Below are 16650 nucleotides of genomic sequence, written 5' to 3'. Positions count from 1 at the left end.
AAAAGGTTGCGGTGCACCTTGAAGTCGAATGACGCCCGCCCTGCCCCCGTCTCTCAGGACCGCGTGCGCGCCATCGACTGGCTGCGCGGCATCGCGGTGCTGTTCATGATCCAGACCCACACGCTGGCCCTGCTCACGCCGGAGCTGCGCAAGACGGTCTGGGTGGGACGCCTGCTGAAGGTGGACGGGTTGGTGGCGCCCGCGTTCATCTTCTCCGCGGGCTTCGCGACGGCGCTGCTGATGGTGCGCAGCGCGGCCGGGGGCATCCTGCGCGAGCGCGTGGGCCGAAACCTCCGCCGCATCGGCGAGGTGCTCGCCGTGGCCACGCTGGTCAACTGGGCGTGGTTTCCACTGCTCAAGGAGCCGGTGTGGATCTTCCGCATGGACATCCTCCAGTGCGTGGGCGCGTGCCTGCTCATCGTGATGCCCGTTGCCGCGCTGCTGGCCTCACGGCCACGCGCGCTGAGCGCGGTGGCCTTCGTGCTGGCCATGGCCACGTTCGCCGTGGCGCCGCTCGGGGAGCTGGTGCAGGGGCCCTGGGCCACGCTGACGAACAAGTCCAACTTCGCGCCCTTCCCGCTGCTGCCCTGGCTGGGCTTCGCGTGGCTCGGCGCACTCTCGGGGACGGTGGCCGGGGCGTGGGGCCGGGCGGGGCTCGCGAAGGCGCTGGTGGGGCTGGCCGTGCTGGGCTTCGCGGGGATGATGGCCGGAGACTTCCTCTACAGCCTGTACCCGCCGCACCGGTTCTTCGTCTCGAACCCGTCCAACTCGGCGGTGCGCTTCGCGTGGGTGTGCACCGTGCTTCTCGGTTTGATGTGGCTGGAGGCCCGGGTTCCCGCGGGCAGCAAACCGTCACGGCTGCGGCGCTTCGTCGAGGTGTTCGGCACCTCGTCGCTGTCCGCGTACTTCTTCCACGAGATGCTGCTGTTCTACCGGACCTTCGGCGTCTTCTCGTTCCAGCGCTTCTGGGGAGACAAGAGCGACTGGCCCCAGTTCTGGCTGCTGCTCGCCGCGCTCATCCTCCTGACGTACCTGCTCTGCATCGTGACGGACCGCGTGGAGCGCGTGGTGCGGCCCGCGCTCAGCAGGCTCGTCGACCGAGTGGCCCGGCGAGCCCCCTCGTCTTGAAGGGCCGGCTCAGTGCCCGCCAGCGGACAGTTGGTCGAACGCGGCGATGACCTCTGGCGGCGCCTGCACCAACTCAATCAGCACGCCCTCGCCGCTGAAGGGGAAGGCGTCATTGCCCTTCGGGTGCACGAAGCAGATATCGAAGCCGGCGGCGCCCTTGCGGATGCCTCCCGGGGCGAAGCGCAGCCCCTGCCCCTCCAGCCACTTCACGGCCCCGGGCAGGTCGTCCACCCACAGGCCCACGTGGTTCAGCGGCGTCTCGTGGACCCGGGGCTTGCCCTCGGGGTTGATGGGCTGCATCAGGTCCACCTCCACCTTGAAGGGACCCGCGCCCGCGACGACGATGTCCTCGTCCACGTTCTCCCGCTCGCTGCGGTAGGTGCCGTGGGGCGTCAACCCCAACAGGTCCACCCAGAGCTTGCGCAGGGGGCCCTTGTCGGCCCCACCGATGGCGATCTGCTGGACTCCGAGGATGCGAAATGGCCTGGCGGTCTGCATGGGCCGGCACCCTGCCAAACGCGACGGAGCCAGACAAGGACGGCGCTCTGGCCCAGGCCCCCGGGTCGGAGAAAATTCACGGGAATAGACCCATTTCCCAAGTCGTGCGTTTCGAGCCGGCGACCTACCTGTCGTCCTTGGAGACCGCATGACGCCGACCTCGCTGAAGCGCCGCCTGTCCGTGTGGGGAAGTGCCCTTCTCGTCACCTGCACGCTGCCCGGCTGCCTGAGCGCCCGGGCCCCCGAAGCAGCCTCGGAGGTGGAAGGCGCCTACCGCCCCCGCCCGCAGCAGGCCCAGGCCACGCCGGACCTCCAGGTGGCCCAGACGGAGTCGTCCGGCAAGGGCGCCGAGGCGGAGGACGATGCCTTCGCTACCGAGTTCGCCGCCCCCAAGACGCCCGCCCCCGAGACGCCTGCCCCCAAGGAGAAGGCCCGGGCCGCTGCCCCAATTCCGGTGGAGACCGGTGCCGTCGCGGGTGGAACGCTCGGGCCGGCGGGGGTCGCCATGGCCGAGCCCCTGGCCGCGCCTCCTCCTCCCTCGTCGATGGTGGCGCGCCGCGAGGAGCCCGCGAAGAAGGCCATGCCCGCCCAGCCGCTCATGGACAGGAAGGCCCCGAAGGACGGCATGGACGCGGCGGACACCGCCTCCGCCCAGTCCGGCAACAGCTTCGAGGCTTGGAAGCCCAACCTCTTCATCGACACCGTGAAGGACCCGCTGTCCACCTTCGCGGCGGACGTGGACACCGCGTCGTACACCGTGGCGCGCCGCTACCTCGTCCAGGGCTCCCTGCCGCCCGCCTCCTCCGTGCGCGTGGAGGAGTTCGTCAACTACTTCAAGTACCGCTACGCCCCGCCTGAGACGGGCGCCTTCACCGTCCACCTGGAGGGCGCGCCCTCCCCCTTCGACTCCAAGCGCCACTTCGTGCGCGTGGGCGTGCAGGGCAAGGTCGTCTCGCGCTCGCAGCGCAAGCCCGCGCACCTGGTGTTCCTCATCGACACCAGCGGCTCGATGAACTCGCAGGACAAGCTGCCGCTCGCGAAGGAAGCCATCAAGATCGCCGTCAAGAACCTCAACGAGAACGACACGGTGGCCCTCGTCACCTACGCGGGCTCCACGCGGGACGTGCTGCCGCCCACGCCGGCCACGGACGTGAAGCGCATCACCGATGCACTCGACTCGCTCCAGTCCGGCGGTGGCACCGCGATGGGCTCGGGCATGGAGATGGCCTACAAGCACGCGGTGAAGAAGGCCTCCGGCAACGTGGTGTCCCGCGTCATCGTCCTTACTGACGGCGACGCGAACATCGGCCCCAACCTGGGCGCGCAGTCCATGCTGGAGAGCATCCACAAGTACGTGGCCGAGGGCGTCACCCTCACCACCGTGGGCTTCGGCATGGGCAACTACCGCGATGACATGATGGAGAAGCTCGCGGACAAGGGCAACGGCAACTGCTTCTACGTGGACAGCTACAAGGAGGCGAAGAAGGTCTTCGAGACGCAGCTCACCGGCACGCTCGAGGTCATCGCCAAGGACGTGAAGCTCCAGGTGGAGTTCAACCCGGTGGCCGTGCGCCGCTACCGCCTGCTGGGCTACGAGAACCGCGACGTGGCGGACAACGACTTCCGCAACGACAAGGTGGACGCGGGCGAGATTGGCGCCGGCCACAACGTCACCGCCGTGTACGAGGTCGAGCTGACGGGTGACACGAAGGAGGCCCTGGCCACCGTGCGCGTGCGCGCCAAGGCGCCCAACGGCACCGAGGCCTCCGAGCAGGCCTTCCCCTTCCAGCGCGCCCTGCTCCGCTCGTCGCTGGAGGCCGCTTCGCCGGACTTCCGCTTCGCCGTGGCCGTGGCCTCCGCCGCGGACATCCTCCGCGGCAACCCGGCCGCCGAGAGCTGGAGCCTGGCCACCGCGCAGAAGCTCGCCGAGGGCGCCGCCGCCGGTGATGCCGACCGGAACGAGTTCGTCCGGCTGGTGACGCAGGCCCGCGCGCTGATGGGCGCGTCCGCTCGGGGCAACTGACGCTCAGGGCGGGACGCCCTTCCGTTCAACATGAAAGGCCCCGGGTTCCGTGATGAACCTGGGGCCTTTTGCTGCGTGGGGGCGGCGGGAATCGAACCCGCCGCTCGGAGCTTCTGGCGAGAAGGGTCACCTCGTGACGGCACCCGGCCTGAACACCGTGCCGTAACACTCGATGATCGACGAATCGAGCAGGACCTCGCGGTCCGTCTCGACGCAACGAACCCAGAGTCTCCAGCCTGCGCCCGAGGCGGCCTGCGCGCGATGCAGAGAGAGCCCGTCGGTGCGCACGATCGAGGACGCCGGTTGCGCTACGATAGGCGGCGAGAGCGCGCGAATGTGAGCGTCCAGGCCGTCGAAGTTGGGAATGAGCTCGGGCAGCGTCATCGTGACGGGCGAGGTCGCGAAGAGGGTCGCGCAGTGCTCGGACGATTGATAGGCGAGATACCGGGGCGGGACCACGCCGCTCGCGAGCCTCGCCTTCATGTCGTGCAGGAGGTTGTGGCCGAGCGCTTCGACCGCGGGACCTCGGGCCACGATGCTCCCATCCACGTGCCAGTGCTGGCTGTCGACAGGCACGTCACCCGGCTCGAAATATTGGATCTTCGAGTCGACGTAGACGAAGCGCTTGTCGCCGATGAGCAGTTCCTTCATCGCTTCGAGCACGCGCCGGGTCAGCGGTCCCGCCACCTCGAGGGCCTCCTCGAGGGGACACCAGCAGAGCGTGACGCCATCGCCGCGGACCTCTTCCTGCGTCGGGACCGGCAGGAGGCGCTCGACGGTGTAGAGGTTCGGAAAGGTGGCTTCGAACTCCGCGATCGGGCGCGACCCGTCGCGCGGGTACGCGTCGAGCGTGGTGGGTCGCATCTCCTCGACGACGACCGGCTGCGGTGCGCTCGCGGATCGGGCCGCTCGTTTGCGGGTCGACCCGTGGTAGGCGCCTTCGCCGGTGAACGGAGCGATCTGCCGCGAGTCGAGAGTGTGTTCTTGTCGAAGGTGTTTGAGGTTCATACGAAGTCGAACATGGCTTGGAAGTATTGCAGTTTGGCTTTGGGGTCCTGCGATAGCCGGATCACCTCGGGCACCCGATCGAGAAGGTACTCGGAGGTGTCTCCCGTCGGCTTCGAGCTCAGATATCGCCGCGGGAGCCCGTAGGACGTGTTGTAGGCCACGTTGGAGATCGGCTCGCCGGTCTTCCGGTCGAAGATCGCGGGCAAGCGGGCCCAGTCGTGCTCGATGAAGAAGCTCTCGGCGCCCAACCGCAGGCGGAAGCCGAGCTTCTCCATGCGCGGGAGCCAGGGCGGGTCGCCGATCTGCCAGAAGCCCTTGCCGCACAGCAGGTGCTGCGAGTGCTCGACGGCGCGCTGGTGCTTGTCGAGGTGGTCGCGAGCGTACTTCTCCACGATCTTGTCGAGCAGGAACGGGGCGAGCTTGCGCCCGCGCTCCTCCTTGCAGACGACGAAGTTCGCGATGTGGTGGTAGCCCTTCGGTTTGAAGCGACTGATCTCGGGGAAGGCGAACCTGTCGAACCACTTGTGCGAGGGATCGTCGCCGTCGGGCTGGTCGAAGTCGACTGTCTCGCGGATCGTCGAGTGCCTCAGATTGTTGTAACGGCCGGTGAAGAAGAACACCGTGTCCTTGCTCCGTCCGACGAGGATGGTCGCGAGGAGCTCGTTTCGATCGGGACTCACGCGCCGCGACAGCACGAACCGATGGCCCGTGACGCCCCAGATATGCGCGACGCCGTACGGCGAGATGATCTCGAGTTGCACGCGCCTGACGACCGCCGCGGGCAGATGGCCCTCGAGGTCGTTGCGCGCGTCCTCGAGTGAGCGGCTGAGCAGCGAGGAGACTGCGCGCGCGATTTCGGGAACGGCGCTCGAGACGATGCCGAGCTCCATGTCATCGTCGAGGAGCACGTAATTGGGCGCCGAGGGATTGTGGGACCCGTCGTAGCGCACGTAGGCGCGGCGAAGGACGGAGGTCGGTACGAACCGGTCCTCGGGATTCAGGTTGACGTACTTTTCGAGCTCCCTGCCCGCCATCCTTCCGTCGCGGCACTTCGAGATGGCGTCGATGATCTTCTTCTCCAGAACCGCATCGCGGCGGCCCTCGAGCGAAGTCTTCCGCGAGTCGCCCGGGTTGTCGAAGGTCGTCCCGAGTCGAGTGACCAGGCTCGGATCCGCGCCTGCCGCCTGCAAGCTGTCGACGATCTCCCTGTTGCCCCGGCGCCGCGCGAGGATGAGCGCGGAGTACCCGTCGTTGTTCTGGACGTCGAGCTTCGCGCCCACCTTGATCAAGACACTGGCGAGCTCCGCGCGATTCTCGCAGGCAGCCCGGAGCAACGCCGTGTTGCCGTCGGTGTTATGCGCGTTCAGGTCGGCACCGGCCTCGATCAAGGTCAGCGCGATGTCGTGATACCCCTCGCTCACGGCCCAGATCAGAGGCGTTTCGTTGCGCTCTTGGAGCCGCGACTCCAGCCCGGAGGGCTCGTGCAGTTTCTCGAAAACCTCGGTGAGCTTGTCTGGCTTGGTCATGGTCGATGCCGACGTGGGTCTGCCTCAGAGCACACTCCGTGCGTGTCGATCCGAAGTGTGCACTCCATCGTTCCGCATGCCAAGCGAGCCGGCGTCGCTACTGCAGTACGACCGCGACCGTGTTGGTCGTGCAGTAAGGAGTGCCGGTGGGGTAGTAATAAAACGTGGCATACCGGAGATAGGTTCCGCTCGCTCCGCCTGTCGAGGGGTTCTGGTAGCCAGTCAGCTGTGAATTCCAGTAGCCGAAGGTGCCAGGATAGGTTTCGCCGCTCGCTGGAAGATCGGGGCCGTAGAACACGACGGTGAACCGCTGGTAGACCCCCTGATAGCCCGGCGGGAACGGGCCAGGGCTCGGATAAAATGGAATATTGATGTCATAACTGAAAGATTGGCCAAGCAAGATATAGGACGACGGGCTGACGCTCAGTGAGCAGTCATAAGAGGGATCCGCGCGCGAATCACTCGCCGCGAGCGCGGATACCAGCACGACAGCAGCCAGAATCGTTTTGATATTCATCTCGGTTGCTCCCTTCATTGTTCACGCCAGGTGAACCCGGACTGTAGACATGTGAAAAAATAAAATCATCTCCGGTGGAGCATCCCGTCAGCTTGACTCCGTGCGCCAACGCGAAGCGCCGTACACAGGGCGGCTCCCGGTTCGCCTCGCGCGAATGCATGAACATTTGCAGCAACCCTTCAAGAGATTGCTCCGAAGCGCGGGCGCGGCCACGCTGCGCCGCATGACACCCAAGCGGCTGATGCGGATTGGCGTCGTCGGTGGTGGAGCGATGGGGTGCGGCATCGCGCTCGAACTCGCCACCGCCGGCCGGCAGGTGGTGCTGTACAACACACGCTCCGAAAGCAGTGATCGAGCGCGGATGAAGCTGGATCGCGACGCGGCGCTGCTGGTGGAAACGGGGCTGCTCTCCCCGGAGCGCGCCTCCGCGGCACTTGGGCGCATCCGGCGCACCACGGTGCTCGCCGAGGCCGCCGTGGACCAGGACCTGGTCATCGAGTCCGTCCCCGAGGACCTCGCGCTCAAGCAGGAGGTCTTCCGCGAGCTGGACCGGCTCGCGGCGCCGAACACCCTCCTGGCCTCCAACACCACGGCGCTCAGCGTGACGGCCATTGCCCGCGACTGCGTGCGCCCCGAGCGCGTCCTCTCCGCGCACTACTACCTGCCGGCGCACCTCATCCCGCTCGTGGACGTCATCCCTGGCGAGAAGACCTCGCCCGAAGCCGTGGAGACCGTGCGGCGCTTCCTCGAGGAGCTGGGCAAGGCGCCCGTGGTGTTCGCCAGGGACGTGCCGGGCTCGGTGGGCCCGCGCCTGCAACAGGCGATCATCGGCGAGGCCATCCGGCTGGTGCAGGAGGGCGTGGCCACGCCGGAGATGGTGGACCGCGTGCTCACCCAGGGGCTCGGGCGGCGCCTGGGGGTCTCCGGCGTCTTCGACCGGCTGGACCTCGCGGGGCTGGACCTCGTCACCGCCATCCTCAAGGGCTCCGGCCGCCCGGTGCCGCCGGTGCTTGCCCAGAAGGTGGAGCGCGGCGAGCTGGGCTTGAAGACGGGACAGGGCTTCTACACCTGGACTCCTGACTCCACCGCGGCCTTCGAGGAGCGCGTGGCCCGGCACCTCATCACCCAGCTCCACCATGACCGCGCCACGGGACGCCCGCGCACGCCCGAGGGGGAGCAGTGAGCCCGGACGCCGTGCTGCTGGACCCGGCCGTGCTGTCGGACTTCCTCGCGGACTGCCTCCGCGAATACGCGACGTGCACCCCGGAGCTGCCACCTCGGAGCTGGGCCGTCGTGCTGGGGCGCTTCATCGATGACGCGATGCGGGTGGAGCGCGTCCGCTTCGCCGCCAACATCCGGGAGACGGACGACACCGTGCTCCAGGAGTTCGACGCCACCATCATCCCCCGCTTTGGCGCCTGCTACGCCAACGGGCGGCGGGGCTTCTGGTGCGAGCCCCGCGAGATGCTGCGCATCACCACCGAGGCGGAGGCGGAGGGGCTGGAGGTGCTCGGCTCCATCCACCTGCACCCGGACTGGCACCGCATCGGCCCGCCCCACGAGCGCGGCCTGCGGGTGAGCCAGGAGCCCACGCCCATGGACCGGCACCTGTTCCAGGGCACGGGCTGGCCGCTCAACCTGATTCTCTACCTGGAGCAGCGCGACGGCCGGCTCTACCACGCGCTCGGCGCCTGGGCCGCGCCCACCGAGCCCGGCGCGGGCTGCCGGCCCCTGGCCATCCGCCTCGGCCTCCCGGAGCATGTGGTGTCCACGGTCCCCGAAGCGAAGGCGGGCTGTCCGCTCAACGGGACGGGCCCGGCCCTCCGCGCGGAGCAACGACGGTGACGCAGTGCAGTGCCACGGGCGTGAGTCTTCCTCGCCCCGGAGGATGCATCCGCGAGTGCACGTCCCGCGCACCATCCCCCTGCTGAGCTGGGGCAGGCAGGGGATGGCGTTCGGCTCGGGCGGGCCGGCATCATGTGGGCATGGGCTCTTCCTCTGATTCGAAGTCGCGGCTCCGTGCGCGGAGCGCGGCATCCCTCCTGTTGGCGTTGGCCGTGAGCGGGGTGGGACTGGTCTCCTCGGAAGGCCTGGCTGCGGGGCGCGGGCGGCGGGCGTCACGCGCGGAGCCGCTCCAGCTCGCGACGGCGCCGCTCGAGGGGCGCTACCTTTCCCTCGGGCTCAACCTGGGCCTCGGCGGTGACGAGTCCGCGGACCAGCACGAAATCCTCCCCCAGGGGGACACGTACCCGGTGGTGGGCCTCGAGGCGAGCATCGTGAAGCTCGGCGGCCGGGACTTCGTGTGGTTCGGGGGCTACGCGGACCTGGTGCAGTCGCTGCCCAACCGGGCCACGCGCATCAGCCTGGGCCCGGAGGTGGGATGGGGGCCGCTGGGGTTGGACCTGGGGTTGCTGGGGGAGCTGCGCCGGGGCCAGCTCGGCGGCGGCTTCCAGGTGCGCGGCCTGCTGACCATTGCCTATGTGACCGCCTACGCGAGCTTCCACGCCGTGTATGAGCGGGGCGAGCGGCGACTCCGGGAGAATGCGCAGGTGGGGCTGCTGCTGAAGCTTCCCTTCATCATGGAGCTCACCGGGAACGACGGCCCTCCGTCCCGGAGGCGGTGAGCTCCGCTCCGGGTGTCTCAGGGCAGCAGCGCGCGGAGCCCCTCACGTAGCGCGGCGCCCCGCTCCTCCGCGGGGAGCGCGCGGCCGTCCTCGTAGAGCTCCGCGAGCGGCACGCTCAGCCGCCCGGCGGGCTGCTCCACGCTGAGCGCGAAGCGCGCCTCGTCTGCCATGATGGCCAGACCGGGCCGCTCGGCAGCGGCAACGGCGCACGCCTTCGCGAGGAAGGCGCGGCGCGCGGCCGCGGCCCCACCTCCGCCCAGGACGCGCTGGCAGCTGGAGTCGCTCATGTCCCTCAGCATGGGATGCGGGATGGGGGCGCGCAAGCGGTTGGGTGGGATGCCTGGGCAGGCGTGGCCTCAGGACGCCGTCAGGGAGCTGGCGGAGCGACTGCATGAGGCGCTGAAGAATCTGCCCCCCGATTCGCGCAATCCCTGTGCATGTCGTGGAGAGAACAGCCCCGCAGGGCACCCGAGCAAAGAATCCGGTGGGTGCCGCGTTTTGAGAAAGCGGGCGCGGACCGCGCGCGCCATTGCTGACTCCCGGGGGGACGACATGCATCAGGAAGAGGTGAAGTTCGGCGCGCACCACGTCCATTTCGAGCCGCCAGACACCCTGGTGGCAACCTTCAATGGCGTCATCTCCCTGGAAGAGGTGATGTGCGCGTTGCAGCTCTACAGGGGGCACTACGAGCGCCGCGGGCAATACTTCTGCATCGTCGACGTCGGCCGCTCCCAGCTGGACACGGCCGGCCGCAGGTACCTCTCCGAGCATGGCCGCTCCGAGTGGTTCCACGCCGCAATCTACGTGGGCGCGAACATGGTCCAGCGCACCTTCGGGAAGGCCATCGCCCTGGCCCTGCTCTTCACCGGCAAGACGACCTTCGAGACGGTGTTCGTGCCAACCGTCGAAGAGGCCCACGCCTGGATTGCCCGACACCGGGAGGTCTTCCAGCAACGCAAGGCCAGCTGATTCACCCCTTTGCGTCACGAGGCAGCGCGCCGTCCCCTGAGCGCAGGCCAGGCGAGCGCCCGTGGATGCTCGTCCGGCTCCGTCACGAAGGCCGGCACGGCCCTTCAACCGAAGTGACCATGCCAACCGATAGAATCCTGACCTCGCATCGCGTCCTCATCACTGGCGCCTCGGGCTTCATGGGCTCCTGGCTCGCCGAGTACCTGGGCCAGCAGGGGGCGTACGTCATCAACCTGCTCTCGCAGTGGGAGCCCCAGGGGCGCTTCGTCCAGAGCGGCCTCGTCCAACGGGTCCACAACGTCATCGGGCAGGTCGAGGACTACGCCCTGCTGGAGCGGCTCCTCGCGGAGCAGGGTGTGGACACGGTGTTCCACCTCGCGGCCATCTCCCTCGAGGGGCGCGCCTTCCAGTCGCCCCATACGGCGATGGAGGTGAACGTCCGCGGCACGTACAACGTCCTGGAGGCGTGCCGGCGGAACAGGGACACCGTCCGGCGCGTCATCATCGCCTCCAGCGACAAGGCCTATGGTGACAGCCCCGCCCTCCCCTACACCGAGGACATGCCGCTCCAGGGCCGCCACCCGTATGACGTCTCGAAGTCGTGCGCGGACCTCATCGCCCATGCCTATGCCCACAGCTATGGCCTGCCCGTGACAATTGGACGGTTCGGCAACATCTACGGCGGCGGAGACCTCAACTGGAGCCGGCTCATCCCCAACACCCTCCGCCGGCTGCTGGCCGGACAGCCTCCGCTCGTGCGCATGCCACCGCAGGGGGACTTCATGCGTGACTTCCTCTACGTGCGGGACGCGGTGCGGGCCTACATGGCCATGTTCGACGGACTCGACGCGGGCGTCGCCCAGGGCGAGGCGTTCAACTTCGCCATGGGCGGGAGCTGGACGGTGCTCGACGTGGTGAGGACGCTCCAGCGGCTCCTTCACCGCGAGGAGCTCGTGCCCGACATCCTCCCCGCCGCGCACGGGGAAATCCTCCACCAGCACGTGTCCGCCAAGAAGGCACGGCGGCTCCTGGGCTGGGCCCCGCGCTACACCCTGGAGGAGGGACTGCGGGAGACGGCCGGGTGGTACCGTGAGCACCTGAGCGCCACCTCCTCGCCCTCCTTCTCCGAACCGCATGAACGACCCCACGCCGTTGCCTCATGAGCTGCTGCGGCGGCTCTCCGCAGAGGCCGCCGCCAGCAAGCGCCTGCGCACCACGCACTGCCTCCATGCCCCCACGGACCGCGTGCAGCGGATGCTGCTCGCGTTGCAGCCGGGGACCTATGTCCGGCCGCACCGGCATCCACGTCCCCCGGGGCGCGATGGCTTTGAGTTGCTGAGCGTGGTGCAGGGGGCTCTGGGAGTGATGACCTTCGAGGAGGACGGCCGCATCCAGTCGCTCCATCACCTGCGGGCGGGGGGTGAACACTGGGGCATCGAGCTGCCCGCGCGGACGTTTCACTCCATCGTGGTGCTCGAGCCGGACACAGTGGTGCTCGAAGTCAAAGAGGGGCCCTACGAGCCCCAGGGCGAAAAGGAGTTCCTGGCCGGATTCCCCGAAGAGGGCGCTCCCGAGGCCCCTCGGATTGTCGCGGGTTGGCTGACCCACTTCAGCCCAGGCGCTGCGCGCTCTCCGCCCAGGTGTCCTCGCCAGCGATGACAGCAGCTACTGCACCGATGGTGGCTGGTCCTCCATTTCTCGGCACGCCTTCGCCCCGCTGGAAGAGCCGCGCGAACTGAAGGCAGCCAACGGCGTCATCACGAGCGCAGGACTGCTCGAAGAGCGCCGCGGCCCAGCCCCCGAGCAGGACCGCATGACACGGGGGGCTCTCACGGCTGTTACCAGGAGTCCCCGGCGCAGGAGTAACCGGCACCATCACACCGGACCCAACCCGGAGCGCCCGGAGCGTCCGACCGGTAATCGCATTCATACTGGCCGGAGCAACTGACGGAGCCGCCATTGTCACAAACTAGGTGCAGGTAGCAGGGCCCCGCATAGCCCGCGGTGTCTGGCTCTTCCGCCATCGCAATGGGGGAAACGCCAACGCCGAGTCCAATGACCGCGCCCAGGGTGACTGCAAGCCACTTCGACATGGTGACCAGCCTTTCGGGGAGAGGACAGCGTCGAAACGATATCAGCCTGCCGTACTCTAACGCCACAGAGTTGCAATTGAACACGTTGGAGCACATGGGCGGATGGAAGACGGGTTGCGGAGAGGAGTCAGGCGCTACTCGTGGCCGGTCAGCGGTACACCTCGATTTCCCACCAAGCCACCAGGAGCCGAAGCCGCGCCACCGTCGTACGCGCTCCCAGGTCCAGCTCGCTCCACTGGGTGCTGCGACTGGTAGGTGAACGCGAAGATCCGGACTCCCTACGTCAGTCGGGTATGGATGGCTGTCGTCCACCTGCTGGATGACGTTGGAGTTCACCTACCTCGCGAGTAGGCTCCTCGTGCGCGGTGCGGACCGCCTCACGAGGAACCTCATGGAGTCTGTCGACCTCAATCCGACAAGCCTGCCCCCTGGGACGCGAATCGGCCCGTGGCGTCTGCTGGAGCAGCGCGGCCGGGGCACCTACGGCGTCGTCTACCGAGCCGTGCCCGCCGAGGATCTGGCCGCGGATGCCGTGGCCCTCAAGCTGGCCCTGCACCCCAGGGATGCGCGCTTTGCGCGTGAGGTCGAGCTGCTCTCGCGCATCCACCACCCCGCCGTCCCACGGTTGTTGGACCATGGCCACTGGCAGCCCCGGGCGGGCGTGTCCTACGCCTGGCTCGTCATGGAGTGGGTCGAGGGCCTGTCGCTCTATGACTGGGCCCAGGCACAGCGCCCGTCTTCACGGCAGGTGCTTCAGCTTCTTGCAAGGCTGGCGCGAGCGCTGGACGCAACCCATGCGGCCGGAGGCCTCCACCGCGATGTGAAGGGTGACAACATCCGCATCCGGCGTACAGACGGCCAGCCCTTCCTCCTGGACTTCGGCTGCGGGCACCACCTGGGGGCCGCCACGCTGACGCCGCAGCCATTTCCTCCCGGCACTCCGGCCTACCGCTCGCCCGAGGCGTGGCGCTTCGCCCTGGGCTCCAGCAAGCCCCCGGCCAGGCTCCCGTCTGTCGCCTATCCCCCAGGGCCCGCGGATGACGTCTTCGCCCTGGGAGTGACGGCCTATCGACTGGTGACGGAGAAGTACCCACCGTCGGCGCACCCGTGGGATGAGAATGTCTGGCGCTGGCGCCCCGAGGAGCTGGAGTCCTGGACGGCGCAAGTCTGCAACCCCCGCTGCATTGCGGAACTGAATGCACTGGTGTCGCGGATGCTCTCGCCCCTTCCCGAAGCGCGAGGGAGCGCGCGGGAGATGGCGGAAGCGCTCGAGAAGGCCGCGCGCCGCGCGGGACGCGAGGCGGATGAGCCTCTTTTCACGGGAGAAGAGCCGCGGCCCGCGGGCCTTTTTCCCCTCCCCCGGCGCGTCACGGCGCGGCCCCCTCCTCGCATGCGGAAGTGGCCCTGGCTCGCGGCCGCCGGCCTCGGAGGCGCACTGGCACTGAGCGCCGGGGGGGCGCTGAGCGTGAGTCGCTCCGAGGTGCCCGCAGCGTCCCACCTCGCGGAGCAGGAAGAAGCAAAAGATGCCGGCACCGTGGCCGTCGGGGACTCCGTACTGACTGCGCCTGTGGCGCCCGAGCGAGCTCCCTCCGTGTGGTCATCCATTGCGGTCGACGTGCCACCGAAACCCTTCCCAGGGCAGCGGCGCCCGGACGGCAGGGGCCGCTGTCCCGGCAAGTTGCAGGTCGCCATCAACGGTGCCTGTTGGACGAAGCTGCCCGTGGACCTGAAGGACTGTGATGACGAAGACGGTGTTGAGTACAGGGGCGCGTGCTACCAACCCGCCATGACTCGGCAACGCCCTGCCACCTCCGGCCCCGCGGCTCGGGACGACAGTCCATAGCCATCTGCTCCAGCGCCCGACTTGTGCTCCCGGCCGGTGGACAGAACAGCTGCACCAGCTCGAACCGAGGCGAGGACCGCTGGAGCGCCACGGCCCGTTCCTTGAGGCTGGGACGAACCGTGGCGCTGGAGCGCATCACTCCGCGCTGCTCTTCGCGCCCTGCCACCGCTGGCCGGAGCTGTAGTTGACCGGGATCCACCGGTAGCCCTTCCCCTCCGCGGCCAGCCGGCCCAGGCCGGGAAAGGGCATGTGCGCGAAGCCGAGCAGGTCGCCGCGCCTCGCAGCCTCCGTGAACGCACGCGCTCGCTGGGATGCGGCCGCACGGTCATCGACGTCGTAGGCGACCGTCACCGAGGGCTCGCGCAACTGCACAGAGCCGAAGTGCATGAGGTCGCCCCACAGGGCCAGCCGCTGCCCACGGCTCTCGACCACGTAGGCGCTGTGCCCGGGCGTATGTCCCGGGGTCGGCATGGCCCGGATGCCCGGGACAATGGCGTCCCCGTCTCCGAACGTCTTCAGCCTGCCCGCGCTCCGGTACGGCTCCACCATCGCTCGCGCCTCCTCGAAGTACTTCGGGTCCACCGGTCCCTTCGCCCGGTCATCGCGGCCGAGCCAGAAGCCCGCCTCGCGCGCGTGCACCTGGAGGATGGCGTTGGGGAACGCCCGGGCGACGTTGGACATGAGCCCACCGGAGTGGTCGGAATGGATGTGCGTGAGCAGCACCACGTCGATCTGCTCCGGCTGGTAGCCCGCGGCCCGGAGACTCTGCTGGAGCTGGCCTCCCACTCCGGGTCCGAAGAAGCCCCCCACGCCTGTGTCCACGAGCACCAGCGCCGTGCCGGTGTTGATGAGGAACGCGTTGATGGACAGCTCGACCGGATCCGCGAGGTGGTCGCGCGAGAGCAGCTCCTTCACCCGCTCCGGCGTCGTGCGTGTCGCCACCTCGCTCACGGTCTGGGGGACGGTGCCATCGGACAGCGTCGTGACTTCGAAGTCGCCGAGCATCATCCGGTAGAAGCCAGGGGCCTGGATTCGCACCTGGGGCGCCGCCGCGTGCACGGCGGACGGAAGCAGTGGAGCGCTGGCCAGCATCAGCAGGGTCAGGGCACGAGAGACAGCGTGGAAGGCACCGCGCGGCAGGGGATTTTTCATGGGCGAAGAGATACGCCCCGCCTCCCCTGGGATAAACGGGCGCTCTTCACACATTCCGTTTCACCCCTGAAACAATCCGGAGTGCGCGACGGGCCTCCCGGCCGAACGCGGTATGTCGTGCTGGAGGTGGAAGATGGACAGGTTCACGGCGATGGAAGCGTTCGTCCGCGTGGTGGAAAGCGGCACCTTCACCAAGGCCGCCGACGCGCTGGGCCGCCCGAAGACGGCGGTGACCCGACTCATCCAACAGCTGGAGGCGCAGCTGCGCGTGAAGCTGCTGCACCGCACCACGCGCCGCGTGACAGTCACGCCAGAGGGCATGACCTACTACCAGCAGGCCTTGCGCCTGTTGGGCGAGGTGCGCGACCTCGAAGCCACGCTGTCCCAGACACGTCGCGGCCCCAGGGGGCGCCTGCGGGTGGAGTCGAGTGGGACGATCTCCCGGCTGCTGCTCATCCCCGCGCTGCCGTCCTTCTACGCGCGCTACCCCCAGATGCACATCGAGCTGGGGGTGAGCGACCGCGTCGTGGACCTCCTCTCGGACAACGTCGACTGCGCCATTCGCGGAGGCGCCGTGAAGGACGAGTCCCTCGTGGCACGACACCTGGGCGACCTCTGCTATTGGTTGTGCGCGTCGCCTCAATACCTGGAGCGTCACGGCACGCCACTCCACCCGCTGGAACTGGCGGGCGCGTCACACGCGGTGGTCAGCTACTTCTCTTCGCCGAGCGGCAAGGAACTTCCCTTCGTCTTCGTCCGCGATGGCGAGCGGCTGGAGGTCCAGGGCCGCAGCCTGCTCACGCTCAACGAAACCAACGCATACCTGGCCGCCGGGCTCGCGGGACTGGGCGTCATGTTCGCCCCTCGCTTCGTATTGGAGCCGTATGTGGCCTCCGGGGAACTGGTGCAGGTGCTGAACGGATGGCGGCCCGAATCCCGGCCCCTGTTCCTGGTCCACCCACCCGCGCGGCAACCAGGCGCCGGGCTGCGGGTCTTCATCGACTGGACGATGGAGCTGTTCGCGAGTCGCTCGAATCTGTGGCGCCACGAGGGTTGACGGAGTTGGACACACCCTGAGCCCCGCGAGTCCTCGGGCTCGAATGCTCGCGTCCTGGCTCGACACGCCCGCGTGGCGCCAGGACGCAGCCGCCACGGACGCGTCGCGCGGCCCGGGGGAAACGACGCGGCGCACGGGCTGGCTCGCCCCTTGCTCTGCGTGGGAGCCGTCCTGCTCTCCGCCGGTGTCGGCCGGGAGCGGGCCCCTCGCAC

General features: G+C 68.5%; 16 protein-coding genes. 10 read left to right on the top strand and 6 right to left on the bottom strand.

Annotation, left to right across the window (positions count from 1 at the left end):
* Positions 1 to 18 precede the first annotated feature (18 nt).
* Positions 19 to 1128: a heparan-alpha-glucosaminide N-acetyltransferase domain-containing protein gene (locus OV427_RS44850; protein ID WP_267862382.1), complete on the top strand. Its 1110-nt coding sequence runs from the start codon at positions 19 to 21 to the stop codon at positions 1126 to 1128.
* Positions 1129 to 1137: 9 nt separating this feature from the next.
* Here OV427_RS44850 and OV427_RS44845 read toward each other — a convergent pair whose 3' ends face one another.
* Positions 1138 to 1626: a VOC family protein gene (locus OV427_RS44845; RefSeq protein WP_267862381.1), complete on the bottom strand. Its 489-nt coding sequence runs from the start codon at positions 1624 to 1626 to the stop codon at positions 1138 to 1140.
* Between the two features lie 148 nt (positions 1627 to 1774).
* Here OV427_RS44845 and OV427_RS44840 point away from each other — a divergent pair, with 148 nt between their 5' ends.
* On the top strand, positions 1775 to 3649 hold the full coding sequence (locus tag OV427_RS44840; protein WP_267862380.1) for a YfbK domain-containing protein: 1875 nt from the start codon (positions 1775 to 1777) through the stop codon (positions 3647 to 3649).
* A gap of 126 nt (positions 3650 to 3775) precedes the next feature.
* Here the strand turns inward: OV427_RS44840 and OV427_RS44835 are convergent, their stop codons facing one another.
* The 3 genes from OV427_RS44835 to OV427_RS44825 form a co-directional block, all read right to left on the bottom strand.
* Entirely contained in the window at positions 3776 to 4657 is an 882-nt protein-coding gene (locus tag OV427_RS44835; RefSeq protein ID WP_267862379.1) for a hypothetical protein, read from the bottom strand.
* Complete coding sequence (locus OV427_RS44830) at positions 4654 to 6183, bottom strand: ankyrin repeat domain-containing protein (protein ID WP_267862378.1); 1530 nt, start codon at positions 6181 to 6183, stop codon at positions 4654 to 4656. The genes OV427_RS44835 and OV427_RS44830 overlap by 4 nt, the downstream gene beginning before the upstream one ends.
* Before the next feature lie 97 nt (positions 6184 to 6280).
* Complete coding sequence (locus OV427_RS44825; RefSeq protein ID WP_267862377.1) at positions 6281 to 6700, bottom strand: hypothetical protein; 420 nt, start codon at positions 6698 to 6700, stop codon at positions 6281 to 6283.
* Positions 6701 to 6887: 187 nt separating this feature from the next.
* Between OV427_RS44825 and OV427_RS44820 the strand changes: the two genes are divergently transcribed.
* The 3 genes from OV427_RS44820 to OV427_RS44810 all read left to right on the top strand — a co-directional run bounded on the left by OV427_RS44820 (position 6888) and on the right by OV427_RS44810 (position 9324).
* Positions 6888 to 7883, top strand: coding sequence for a 3-hydroxyacyl-CoA dehydrogenase family protein (locus OV427_RS44820; protein WP_267862376.1), 996 nt, complete (start codon positions 6888 to 6890; stop codon positions 7881 to 7883).
* Positions 7880 to 8545, top strand: coding sequence for a hypothetical protein (locus OV427_RS44815; protein ID WP_267862375.1), 666 nt, complete (start codon positions 7880 to 7882; stop codon positions 8543 to 8545). Before OV427_RS44820 ends, OV427_RS44815 begins: the two co-directional genes overlap by 4 nt.
* A gap of 212 nt (positions 8546 to 8757) precedes the next feature.
* Complete coding sequence (locus OV427_RS44810) at positions 8758 to 9324, top strand: hypothetical protein (RefSeq protein WP_267862374.1); 567 nt, start codon at positions 8758 to 8760, stop codon at positions 9322 to 9324.
* Between the two features lie 17 nt (positions 9325 to 9341).
* Here the strand turns inward: OV427_RS44810 and OV427_RS44805 are convergent, their stop codons facing one another.
* Complete coding sequence (locus tag OV427_RS44805; protein WP_267862373.1) at positions 9342 to 9611, bottom strand: hypothetical protein; 270 nt, start codon at positions 9609 to 9611, stop codon at positions 9342 to 9344.
* Positions 9612 to 9876: 265 nt separating this feature from the next.
* Here OV427_RS44805 and OV427_RS44800 point away from each other — a divergent pair, with 265 nt between their 5' ends.
* From OV427_RS44800 to OV427_RS44785, 4 genes are all read left to right on the top strand, one after another.
* Positions 9877 to 10293: an STAS/SEC14 domain-containing protein gene (locus OV427_RS44800; protein WP_267862372.1), complete on the top strand. Its 417-nt coding sequence runs from the start codon at positions 9877 to 9879 to the stop codon at positions 10291 to 10293.
* Positions 10294 to 10412: 119 nt separating this feature from the next.
* Positions 10413 to 11456, top strand: coding sequence for an NAD-dependent epimerase/dehydratase family protein (locus OV427_RS44795; RefSeq protein ID WP_267862371.1), 1044 nt, complete (start codon positions 10413 to 10415; stop codon positions 11454 to 11456).
* Positions 11428 to 11952 (top strand): WbuC family cupin fold metalloprotein, encoded by a 525-nt coding sequence (locus OV427_RS44790; RefSeq protein ID WP_267862370.1) that lies wholly within the window; start codon positions 11428 to 11430, stop codon positions 11950 to 11952. The genes OV427_RS44795 and OV427_RS44790 overlap by 29 nt, the downstream gene beginning before the upstream one ends.
* Before the next feature lie 825 nt (positions 11953 to 12777).
* A complete protein-coding gene (locus OV427_RS44785; RefSeq protein WP_267862369.1) occupies positions 12778 to 14229 on the top strand; it encodes a serine/threonine protein kinase in 1452 nt (483 codons plus the stop codon).
* Between the two features lie 135 nt (positions 14230 to 14364).
* Here the strand turns inward: OV427_RS44785 and OV427_RS44780 are convergent, their stop codons facing one another.
* Positions 14365 to 15381: an MBL fold metallo-hydrolase gene (locus tag OV427_RS44780; protein WP_267862368.1), complete on the bottom strand. Its 1017-nt coding sequence runs from the start codon at positions 15379 to 15381 to the stop codon at positions 14365 to 14367.
* Positions 15382 to 15514: 133 nt separating this feature from the next.
* On the opposite strand from OV427_RS44780, the gene OV427_RS44775 reads away from it, so the two are divergent.
* Positions 15515 to 16438 (top strand): LysR family transcriptional regulator, encoded by a 924-nt coding sequence (locus tag OV427_RS44775; protein ID WP_267862367.1) that lies wholly within the window; start codon positions 15515 to 15517, stop codon positions 16436 to 16438.
* The last annotated feature ends 212 nt before the right edge of the window (positions 16439 to 16650 follow it).

Source organism: Pyxidicoccus sp. MSG2 (genome assembly GCF_026626705.1).
In the GTDB taxonomy this organism is placed as follows: domain Bacteria; phylum Myxococcota; class Myxococcia; order Myxococcales; family Myxococcaceae; genus Myxococcus.
The sequence above is the reverse complement of the archived record's forward strand: the minus strand, read 5'-3'. Positions and strand labels throughout refer to the sequence as shown.